This window comes from Desulfurispora sp. (genome assembly GCF_052744395.1).
Genome location: NZ_JBRAJI010000064.1, coordinates 1 through 10,597, shown reverse-complemented (window position 1 = coordinate 10,597; position 10,597 = coordinate 1). Strand labels below are relative to the sequence as shown.

The window sequence follows — 10,597 nt, the reverse complement described above, 5'->3', positions numbered from 1 at the left end:
CCAGATTATGCCTGAAAATGGTTATTGGTGAGATGGTATCACGGATCCAGGTATAGAATAGCCCACCCGGAACACGCCCCACTGCCGGCCCTGCACCAGGATGGGCACCGAAGCATCCCAGACAATCTCTCCGGTATCCCGCCTGTATTCCTGGAGCAGGGGCTGGCCAGTGTTGGCCGCCGCTTTTTTGGCGGTTTCATCACTGAAAATGCGCTTGGTGCGGTTCTGGGGACTATTAAAATCGCCCTGGCGGTATTTGCTGTTGTGGGTGGGTAAATAGCCATTGCGGTCCATGGCCGCAGCAAATATAACATCCTCATCCTGCAAAAACCGGTCAATGACTGCCGGGAAATGGGCATCGGTCCAGCCGTCATAGGCCGTGTGGTAGCGCTTGGGGTTGGTGCCCGGGATTTCCTGATAATTGGCATCAAAGACCTGTTCGGGCGTCAGCTGGCCGCTCGCAATAGCCTGCTCCAGCAGCTGCCCCACTGCCGCCGCCCCGGCCACGGCCAGGCTGGTGGCCTTTTCCTGGTGCAGGGCCAGGATGTTTTTGCTCTCCCGGGAAGCATTGTACAACATGATGCCGCTGTACAGGGGCAGCAGCACCACTACCAGCAGGGCGGCCAGTTTTACACCCACCGCATTCAGTTTGCCTCGCACTTTTAACCTCTCCTCATTAGTGGATTTGCCCGCCTAACCGGGCTTTTTTCCTGCTACACCGGCCGGTTGCGCCACTGGCTCCCTGCCGCACCCTGGCGCCCATCTCGGCGCGGCAGTTCACCGCTTCCTTTTTTGAAAGAGCCCCCGGCTAAAGGGGCGCACTCGGGCAAAACTCCAGCCCCTGCACACAGATATTTCCTTCATTCCTATATTATCGCAGCACCCCCCTTGCCAATTCCGCGCACAAATTTCAATTCTAATTCTCCAGTCCCCGGCCAATTCCTCTAACATTTTTATGTAAACTATCTGGTATTTTTAGCCAATGATCATAATACCTTCCTGTTTTATCCCGGTCTTTGTCCCCAATCAAGGTGCCTCCGCCACCGGTACTTTGTCGGATACAGGCGCAGCAGGGGAAGCTGCCTGAATATAGCACATGCCCGTATTACATCTTGACAATGGGCAAATTATACTTTAACATGTAAGATGTTGTGGTGTGGTTATCTTGCTTCTAAATATGGAACAACCGCCAGCCAGTATGAAAACTGCAAAGTTCGCTTTTCTACTCAAATGTGCGCAGGCGCCACGCTGCCCATTTGGGGTTTTTTTATGCGCAAAAGCACAGGCCATGTTCGGTTTGGAGAAGACTAATGGCGCCCAGTCAGGAGGGATGATCTATGTCCAAAAATTATGACGTGGTTATTGTGGGAGCCGGCCCGGCCGGCATCTTTGCCGCCCTGGAGCTCACCCGGCAAAAGCCCGGCGTGAAGGTGCTGATTTTAGAAAAGGGCCGCAATCTGGATCAACGTTTTTGTCCCTCCAAGGAACAAAACAACCAGTGCTACCACTGCCGGCCCTGTTCCACGGTCTGCGGCTGGGGCGGCGCCGGCGCTTTCAGCGACGGCAAGCTGACCCTGTCCACCGAGATCGGCGGCACGCTGGACCAGTACATCGGCGAAAGCGCGCTGATGGAAATGATCCGCTATGTGGACGAAACCTACCTGGAGTTTGGCGCCCCCAATGAGGTCTTCGGACTGGAACAGCAGGCCGAGATTGAAAAATTCCAGCGCCAGGCCGTGCACGCCGAACTCAAGTTAATTCCGGTGGTCATCCGGCACCTGGGCACGGGCCGCTGCATGAAAATCCTGCAAAACATGCAAAACCACCTGCTGGCCGCCGGTGTGGAAATCCGCACCCAGTGCCCGGTAGCCGAAGTTATGGTGGAAGACCACACCGCCCGGGGAGTGCGCCTGCAAAGCGGCGAGGTCATCTCGGCCGGACAGGTGATTTTAGCCCCCGGCCGGGAAGGGGCCGAATGGCTGGCCGGCGAAGCCCGCAAACTGGGCCTTTCCACCGAGATCAACCCGGTGGACATCGGCGTACGGGTGGAAGTGCCGGCCGCGGTGATGGAACCGCTGACCAGGGTATTCTATGAAGCCAAGTTTATCTATTATTCCAAGACCTTTGACGACAAGGTACGCACCTTCTGTATGAACCCCTACGGCGAAGTGGTGCTGGAGAACAATGACGGCCTGATTACAGTGAACGGCCACTCCCACGCTTACAAAAAGACCCCAAATACCAACTTCGCCATCCTGGTGAGCAAGACCTTTACCGAGCCGTTCAAAGAACCTATCGCCTACGGCAAATACATCGCCAGCCTGGCCAACCTGCTGGGCGGCGGGGTGATTGTGCAGCGGCTGGGCGATCTGCTGGCCGGCCAGCGCACCAACCAGAGCCGCCTGTCCAAGAGTCTGACCGTGCCCACTCTGGCCGAGGCCACCCCGGGGGATCTAAGCCTGGTCTTTCCCTACCGCCATCTGGTGGCCATTGTAGAAATGCTCAAGGCGCTGGATCAGATCGCTCCGGGTGTCTACTCGCGCTATACCCTGCTCTACGGTGTGGAAGTGAAATTTTATTCTTCCCGCCTTACCCTGACCCCGCAGCTGGAAACCGCGGTGCAAAATCTGTTCGCCGCGGGCGACGGGGCCGGAGTAACCCGCGGCCTGGTGCAGGCTTCGGCCGCCGGCGTGATCGCGGCGCGGGAAATCCTGCGGCGCCTGTAAATAATAATATATATAACTGCTGCCCTCCGGGGCAGCGGGGAGGGGAGCATTATGGCATCGGTAGTTGTAGTAGGTGCCCAGTGGGGAGACGAAGGCAAAGGCAAGATCACCGACTTTTTGGCCGCGCAGGCCGATCTGGTGGTACGCTACCAGGGCGGCAACAACGCCGGCCACACCGTGGTGGTCGACGGCAAAGAATTCAAGCTGCACCTGATCCCTTCCGGCATCCTCTATCCGGAAAAAATGTGCCTGGTGGGCAACGGCGTGGTGCTGGACCCGGCGGTCTTTTTGCAGGAAGTGGACCGGCTGGCTGAACAGGGCATCTCCACCGCCAACCTGCGCATCAGTCCGCGCACCCAGGTGATCATGCCCTACCACCGCAAACTGGACCTGTGTGAAGAAAAGCGGCGGGGCGCCGGCAAAATCGGCACCACCGGCCGGGGCATCGGCCCGGCCTATGTGGACAAAGCGGCCCGGGTAGGTATCCGTATGTGCGATCTGATTGATCCGCCCGCCTTTGCCCAGCGCCTTAAGGCGGTATTGAAGGATAAAAACGAGTTACTGGAAAAATATTACGGAGAAAGCGGCTTTGACTACCAGTCCCTGTATGACGAATATGTGGCCTACGGCCGCCGGCTGGCCCCCTTTGTGGCCGACGTGTCGGTAATCGTAGATGAAGCGCTGCAAGCGGGCCGCCATGTGCTCTTTGAGGGCGCCCAGGGTACGCTGCTGGACATCGACCACGGCACCTACCCCTATGTAACCTCCTCCTATCCGGTGGCGGCCGGTGCCTGCCACGGCAGCGGGGTGGGCCCCACCCGCATCGACCGGGTGATTGGCGTGGCCAAGGCCTATGTCACCCGGGTGGGCGAGGGGCCTTTCCCCACCGAACTGGCCGATGCCACAGGCCAATACCTGCGGCAAAAAGGCCACGAATTCGGTACCACTACCGGCCGGCCGCGCCGTTGCGGCTGGTTCGACGCGGTGATTGCCCGCTACGCTGTGCGCATCAACGGCCTGTCCAGCCTGGCCATCACCAAGCTGGATGTCCTCACCGGTCTGGATACATTACGCCTGTGCGTGGGCTACCGGTACCGGGGGCAGGTCATTCGCGAACTGCCGGCCACCCTCACCCAGCTGGCCGAATGCCAACCGGTGTATGAAGAAATGCCCGGCTGGCAGGAGGATATCAGCAAGGTGCGGCACTACGCTGAACTGCCGGCCAGCGCCCGCCGCTATCTGGAGCGCATAGTAGAGCTGTGCGGCGTACCCATAGGCATTATCGGCGTGGGGCCGGGCCGGGAACAAACCCTGGTGCTGCAGGAGCTGTTTTAAGCGGCCGGCAGTCATCGGAATTCGATCTTTAGAAAATGCCCGGCAGTCCAGGAAAGAGAATTGCTTGCGTACACGCTATGGGGGCGCGGTCACCCGGCCGCGCCCCCTGCCCAAAAATACCAGCTCTTTTTGCGCATAAAAAACCGCTAGCCAGTTGACAGGCCAGCACCTTTTGTGTACAATCATTATTGCTGATGACAAGTGGGCCATTAGCTCAGTCGGTAGAGCACCTGACTTTTAATCAGGGTGTCGGTGGTTCGAGTCCACCATGGCTCACCATTATCCAGGCCCCTTGGTCAAGTGGTCTAAGACACCGCCCTTTCACGGCGGTAACACGGGTTCGAATCCCGTAGGGGTCACCAGCAAATAAAGCTGCCTATAAAGGCAGCTTTATTTTTTATGTCAATGCTTAATTATCTGGTGTATAATTGATCTGAAGGAAAGGCGGTGATAATTTGCTCTGGCAACTGGAATCGGCCCTGACCTGTTTTGTAATCACAACCGCCCTGGTGCTTTTGACCATCTATATTTTTACCCGGCTCACCCGCTACAACGACTGGGAGGAAATCGCCAAAGGCAATGTGGCGGCGGCGCTGGCCCTGGGCGGCAAGATCCTGGGCATGGCCAACATTATGCACTATGCCATTTTGAGCAACACGGGTGCCGTGGACACGATCGTCTGGGGCCTTCTGGGCATGGTGCTTTTGCTTTTAGTCTACCCGGTCTTTGAATGGCTCACCCCGCGCCTCAACGTCAACCGGGAAATTGCCGGGGGCAATGTGGCAGTGGGGGCGCTGTCCCTGGTCTTTTCCCTGGCGGTGAGCCAGATCATCGGTGCCAGCATCTTTTAACGGGCGTCGGACTTCGGACGTCAGACATCAGCGTTGAGCTTCCAGTTACTTCTGCTTACTTTTGTCGCCGCATGAAAAAACACTGACTCGGTTTTTAACGAAAGGAGGGACAGCCCGGCACTGCGGGCACAGGGGAACAGGCGCAGCCATACGATCATGCAGACTGTTTATACTCCCTGCAAGCTTTAACGGTGTCCGGGCGGCACATGGGACTGTTCAGCAAATTAAAAGACCTTCTGGAAGCCAATTTCCGCGATCTAATCGACCGGGCCGAAGACCCGGAAAAAATGCTCAACCTGTACATCGAGCGGGCCCTGGAACAGCTTAAAGAGTTCAACCTGCAGGTCAACCGGGCCGTAGCCGATGAACTGCAGCTGCGGCAAAAAATTGCGGCTGCCGAAAGCGAAATCCAGTCCTGGCTTGGCCAGGCCCGGGTAGCTGTGCAGCAAAACCGGGACGACCTGGCCCGCATCGCTTTAGAGCGCAAGCAGGCCGCCGAGCAAAAGCTGGCCGATCTGAAACTGCAGCTGGCCGAGCAGGAAAAAGTGGTGGCCGAGCTGCGCCAAAGCTACCGCCAGCTGGAGGAAAAGCTGCAGAAAGCCCGGGATGAACGCGAAAAACTGGTGCTGCGCCAACGGCGGGCCAAAGCCATGAAAGAAGCCGGCCAGGCCGTGCAAAAACTGTCCCGGCTGGACGCTTTGAGCGACTTCGAGCGCATGCGGGACAAGGTGGACCGGCTGGAGGCCGAAGCCCGGGCCACCAACCTGGCGGTAAACAACACCCTGGAGGATGAATTCGCCCGTCTGCAGGCCGAGGCCGGCAAGGCGGCCGTGGAAGACGAGCTGGCCGCCCTGAAGAAGGAACTGGGCCAGTAGCCGCCAGTTCTCTTCTAAAAAATAAACCGGGATGGATTAATCATGAAAAATACCCGCACTACCCCTCCCCGCAGCCTGGCCTGGCTGTGCCTACTGGCCTTCCTGCTGGCCGCCCTGGTCTGGCCGGCCGCCGCCCTGGCCCGGGGCGGCCGGGGCGGCTTTTCCGGCGGGGGGCGCAGCAGTTTTTCCAGCGCCCCGCGGGGAGGCGGCTTGAGCAGCAGCCACAGCTCTTTCGGCTCCTCGGGCAGCAGCAAAAGCTGGGGAGGTTTCTTCGCTTCCTCCTCCCGCAGCACTCAAAGCGGCTCCGGACTGTCCGGCACCACTTCGGGCAATGCGGCGGGCGGCAAAACCACTACCCCGGGAGCCGCTTTGCCGGAGAACAGCCCGGCCCCGGCAGCCACCAACAGCCCGGGCGGCGGCCAGCACAGCGCCGGAGGAGGATACAGCACCGGTCAGCAGAGCTTCACCACCCCCCGCAGCAGCACGCCGCCCGCTTTAAGCCAGGACTACGGCCAGACCGGCAAAGGCTACAGCACGGGCACAACCTCCTACCGCACAGCCACCGGTTCCTACAGCGGCAGCTGGGATCTGCCCGCCTACCAGGACAAGATCAAGTACCCGTACAAACCGCCGGTGGGCGTGTACGGAAAAGTGCCCCGGCCACCTTACTACTACCATGACTATTATTGGAGCCTGCCCTGGTACGCCCGGCTCTTTTTCCAGCCCAACTATTACTACACGCCCTTTGGCTACCACTATTTCGCCCCGCGCCTTTTAACCTGGTTCATCACCCTGCTGGTGCTGGCCATAGTGATTATCTGGCTGGTGCACAAAACCAGGCTCAAAAGATGACGCCTCTCCCGCTTCCCCCAGGCGGGGGTTATCCGGGCGAATTTTGCGGCTCGCGAATCTGCTCTGGGCAGCCGGCCGCGCCCGGGTAATAGGCGTACGCACAGGATACACCACCGGAACAGGAGGAATGACCATGGAGTTTCTGCAGGGCAAACGCGTCTTCATCCGCCGCGACGGCGAGGACAACGGCTTTGACGGCGTGGTCACCCAGGTCAAGGGCAAATGGATTTACGTGGCGGTGGCCGACCCCGACCCCGCGGGCTTCGATGGCATCTGGGTGAACACCGACCTGCAGCGGGAAATCGGGATATTGAAATAATCCACCAGTTCCGGCCCGCTGGACCGGCAGCCTCAACTGGCAGAACATACCTGCCGTAAATTTAACACCATCCGCCTCCCGGACACGTATGATGAGGCAGAATATCGTGTCGGGAGGTTATTTTATGAGCTTCAGGCTAACCCGTTACAGAATAAAAAACGTGCCGCCGGGCAAACAGGTGGATGTGGGCAACCTGACCCTGTGTGACGAAAACCGTTCGGTACTGCACGGGCGGGTGATTGACTGCAACGGCCAGCCCGTGGAGGGCGCCGTGGTCAAGATCTTTTCCCTGCCGGCTAAAGACACCTGCGGCAAGCCGGTAGACCCCTGCGACTGTCATGTCCAGCTGACTTCGGAAGGGCACACCTTCACCGACGAGTGCGGCGAATGGCTCTTTCCGGTCTGCGCCACCAACAAAATGTTTTTGATCAAGATCTTTGCCTTCCGTCCCACAGATTCGGTCTTTGTCAGCGCCAAACGCTGCGAGGACGGCCTGCCCTGTTGCGACCCGCCCTGCGACAAACCGCCCTGCCCGCCCTGCCATCCCTGGCGGGATGAAGATGAGGGTGAAAGGGAAGAGGAGTAAAACCCCGCTTTTTAAGCACCTGCCCGGGCCGGCAGGTGCTTTTTGCCGGCCCGGGTTTTTTCGACCACTGCTCTTCCTGCATCCGGCATCTTTTCGGCACGCTGCCGGTGCGGCCCCGCAAACGCCTTTTCCATTGACAAAGGCGCCAAATATGGTATACTATTTAACTGCAGGCGGGCGTAGCTCAACGGTAGAGCACCAGCTTCCCAAGCTGGGGGTTGCGGGTTCGAGTCCCGTCGCCCGCTCCAGGTTTGACAAGGCTTCTGTAATTAAGGAAGCCTTTTGTGTTTTTACCGCATTGCTTATCTTTTGCGCTGTGCTATGATATATTAAAAAGTAATGGCCCCAAATTTCAGTATACCTGCACTCTGCCGCAAGGGAGGAAAACCAAAATGCAGCGCAGGTTTAAAGTAATCCTAGAATGGTGCCCGGATGAAAAGGTGTTTGTCGTCACTGTGCCGGCACTACCTGGCTGTATCACTCAGGGTAAAAACAGAGAAGAAGCTCTGGAGCGTATCCAGGAAGCTATAACCGGCTACCTTGAGGCAGCTAAGGCAATAGGCCAGCCGATTCCTGACAGCGATGTGGAATTTGCAGAAGTGCAGGTAAGTGTTGTATGACACGGCTACCCCGAGTGACAGGAAAGGAAATTTTAAGAGCCTTGCAGAGGGCAGGGTTTGAAGTGGTGAGAGTATCCGGTAGTCATCACCACCTGTCCAGACCGGGAAGCCCGCTCGTCACGGTGCCGGTACATGCAGGCGAAGTGCTTAGCCCCATTGTTGTTAAGTCCATCCTCAACCAGGCCGGGCTGACCGTAGAAGAATTGATAGACCTACTCTAAAGCCGCCCTTATGGGCGGTCTTGATCATGTTTATACCTGGCACCTGCCCCGCCAGCGGGCGGCAAAGTCAATCCCCGGGGAGCGGGACAAAAATCTATTATATTCAGTCTTGACGACACAGGTTACAGACAATATAATTAGTTTCGAGCAGAGTAACCATCAGCGCTGCAACAGTGTATCGTTGCGCTGGCCAAGTGGAGCAACCAGTAAAGCTATACCGGTACAAAGACCGGTCGGAACGACAACTGCATAACCAGCCGAGCGGAGCAGAGCTGAGCAGAGCCGGGGCCGAGATGAGGGGTGTTTTTTGTTTTTTCCAAAAAACACCGGAGTAGCGATTGCTTACAGGAAAACCGGGCTCAAGGTGCCCGGTTTTTTATTTTTCCCCTTCCCAGACCACCCCTGCTTCATCCGCATAAGGCACCCACTGCCTTCAGCGACCACCGCAGACAGGGGATGCCTGCCCGCCTGCTCAAGCTCCCGGAACAATTCGAGCCAGCTTTGCCCAGCCCAATTTACACCTATAGGAGTGATTGCCAGTGACAGTAAAATTGCTCATGGGCAACCAGGCCATCGCTTACGGCGCCCTGGAAGCGGGCGTGCAGGTGGCCGCCGCCTATCCGGGCACCCCCTCCTCGGAGATCCTGGCCACCCTGGCCGAACTGGCCGGGGAGCACAAGATATACGCTGAATGGTCGGTCAATGAAAAAGTGGCCCTGGAGACCGCTGCCGGGGCCTCCTACGCCGGCGCGCGGGCCCTGGCGGCCATGAAACAGGTGGGCCTGAATGTGGCCCTGGATCCCCTGATGAGCCTGGCCTATATCGGCATTAAAGGAGGGCTGGTGCTGGCGGTGGCCGATGACCCCGGCCCGCACAGCTCGCAGACCGAGCAGGACAGCCGCTTTGTGGCCCGCCTGGCCAAACTGCCCGTACTGGACCCGGCCACGCCCCGGGAGGCCCGGGAAATGGCCCGCTACGCCTTCGACCTTTCCGAACAGCTGGGCCTGCCCGTACTGCTGCGCCCCACCACCCGGGTGTGTCATGTCTGTCAGGATGTGCCCCTGTCCGACAACCGCCCGGCACGGCGGCAGGTAGCAGGCTTTGACAAAGACCCGCGCTGGGTCATCCTGCCTTCCCTGACCGCCCGCCGCCACCCCTGGCTGAATGCCCGGCAGGACACCGCCCGGGAAATTCTGCAGCAGTCGCCCTTCAACCGCCTGGAACAGCAGGCCGCCGGGCCGCTGGGCATCATCGCCGGCGGGGTCAGCACGGGTTATGTGCTGGAAGCGCTGGAGATGGCGGGCATAGAGGCCACCGTATTGCACATCGGTACACCCTACCCCCTGCCTGAGCAGCCGGTGCGGCAACTGCTGCACCGGGTCAGGCATGTACTGGTGGTGGAAGAACTCTACCCCGTGGTGGAAGAGCAGGTGGCCCTGCTGGCCTGGCGGGAACAGCTGCCCGTGACTGTGTCGGGCAAGCTGGACGGCCTGGTGCCCCGGGAGGGCGAACTGGATGTGGACAAAGTGCGGCGCGTGTTGGAGCAGTTTGCCCGGCGCCTGGCCCTGGATGCTGCTCGTTTATACTCCTTGCCCGCAGGGGAAACCCCTGAGGGCAAAAAAAACCAGGAAGATACCGCTCTCCCGGACGGCACATGCAGCCACCAGCTGCCAGCAGAACCCGGTCCCGAAACGGCCGGAAAAGTCCAGCCCGCCGCTAAAACACCTTGCTCCAGCCAGCAGCAGATCGAGGCCGCCCGCACCGCATCCACCGGCCAAACCGGCAGCGCTGCCGCACCCGCCCTGCCCCTGCGCCCGCCTGTGCTGTGCGCCGGCTGCCCCCACCGGGCTTCCTTCTACGCCGCCCGGCAGGCCACTGCCGACCTGGACGTGATCTTCTGCGGCGACATCGGCTGCTATACCCTGGGGGTCATGCCCCCTCTCTCGGCCACCCATACCTGCCTGTGCATGGGCGCGGGTATAACCATTGCCGCCGGGCTGAAGCGGGCCGAGCCGCAGCGCAAACCCATCGCCTTTATCGGGGACTCCACCTTTTTCCACACCGGCCTCCCCGGCCTGATCAACGCCGTGTACAACGGCACGGATATTACCGTAGTGGTGCTGGACAACCGCACCACGGCCATGACCGGCCACCAGCCCCACCCCGGCCTGGACCGCACGGCCAGCGGCACACCGGCCCCGGCCCTGGACAT

The 10,597-nt window shown here is 59.5% G+C and carries 11 protein-coding genes and 3 tRNA genes; 13 read left to right on the top strand and 1 reads right to left on the bottom strand.

The window, feature by feature from the left end; genetic code table 11:
- Positions 1 to 21 precede the first annotated feature (21 nt).
- Complete coding sequence (locus ACUVTU_RS12625; RefSeq protein WP_445890312.1) at positions 22 to 660, bottom strand: hypothetical protein; 639 nt, start codon at positions 658 to 660, stop codon at positions 22 to 24.
- Positions 661 to 1,337: 677 nt separating this feature from the next.
- On the opposite strand from ACUVTU_RS12625, the gene ACUVTU_RS12620 reads away from it, so the two are divergent.
- The 13 genes from ACUVTU_RS12620 to ACUVTU_RS12560 form a co-directional block, all read left to right on the top strand.
- The gene (locus ACUVTU_RS12620) at positions 1,338 to 2,726 is read left to right on the top strand and encodes an NAD(P)/FAD-dependent oxidoreductase (protein WP_445890311.1); all 1,389 of its coding nucleotides are present in this window, start codon (positions 1,338 to 1,340) and stop codon (positions 2,724 to 2,726) included.
- A 51-nt stretch (positions 2,727 to 2,777) separates the two neighbouring features.
- Positions 2,778 to 4,061: an adenylosuccinate synthase gene (locus ACUVTU_RS12615; protein WP_445890310.1), complete on the top strand. Its 1,284-nt coding sequence runs from the start codon at positions 2,778 to 2,780 to the stop codon at positions 4,059 to 4,061.
- 203 nt (positions 4,062 to 4,264) lie between these two features.
- Positions 4,265 to 4,340: transfer RNA gene (locus ACUVTU_RS12610), tRNA-Lys, on the top strand.
- Between the two features lie 7 nt (positions 4,341 to 4,347).
- Positions 4,348 to 4,423: transfer RNA gene (locus ACUVTU_RS12605), tRNA-Glu, on the top strand.
- Positions 4,424 to 4,516: 93 nt separating this feature from the next.
- Positions 4,517 to 4,912: a DUF350 domain-containing protein gene (locus ACUVTU_RS12600; RefSeq protein WP_445890309.1), complete on the top strand. Its 396-nt coding sequence runs from the start codon at positions 4,517 to 4,519 to the stop codon at positions 4,910 to 4,912.
- Positions 4,913 to 5,118: 206 nt separating this feature from the next.
- Positions 5,119 to 5,787, top strand: coding sequence for a PspA/IM30 family protein (locus ACUVTU_RS12595; protein WP_445890308.1), 669 nt, complete (start codon positions 5,119 to 5,121; stop codon positions 5,785 to 5,787).
- A gap of 42 nt (positions 5,788 to 5,829) precedes the next feature.
- Entirely contained in the window at positions 5,830 to 6,639 is an 810-nt protein-coding gene (locus ACUVTU_RS12590) for a hypothetical protein (RefSeq protein ID WP_445890307.1), read from the top strand.
- A 133-nt stretch (positions 6,640 to 6,772) separates the two neighbouring features.
- Entirely contained in the window at positions 6,773 to 6,958 is a 186-nt protein-coding gene (locus ACUVTU_RS12585; RefSeq protein WP_445890306.1) for a hypothetical protein, read from the top strand.
- Positions 6,959 to 7,082: 124 nt separating this feature from the next.
- Entirely contained in the window at positions 7,083 to 7,544 is a 462-nt protein-coding gene (locus ACUVTU_RS12580; protein WP_445890305.1) for a hypothetical protein, read from the top strand.
- Positions 7,545 to 7,717: 173 nt separating this feature from the next.
- A tRNA-Gly gene (locus tag ACUVTU_RS12575) sits at positions 7,718 to 7,792 on the top strand.
- A 144-nt stretch (positions 7,793 to 7,936) separates the two neighbouring features.
- Complete coding sequence (locus ACUVTU_RS12570; protein WP_445890304.1) at positions 7,937 to 8,164, top strand: type II toxin-antitoxin system HicB family antitoxin; 228 nt, start codon at positions 7,937 to 7,939, stop codon at positions 8,162 to 8,164.
- A complete protein-coding gene (locus ACUVTU_RS12565; RefSeq protein WP_083906137.1) occupies positions 8,161 to 8,385 on the top strand; it encodes a type II toxin-antitoxin system HicA family toxin in 225 nt (74 codons plus the stop codon). The genes ACUVTU_RS12570 and ACUVTU_RS12565 overlap by 4 nt, the downstream gene beginning before the upstream one ends.
- Positions 8,386 to 8,924: 539 nt before the next feature.
- Positions 8,925 to 10,597, top strand: a 1,673-nt coding sequence (locus tag ACUVTU_RS12560; RefSeq protein ID WP_445890303.1) for a thiamine pyrophosphate-dependent enzyme, incomplete at its 3' end; no start/stop codon positions are given.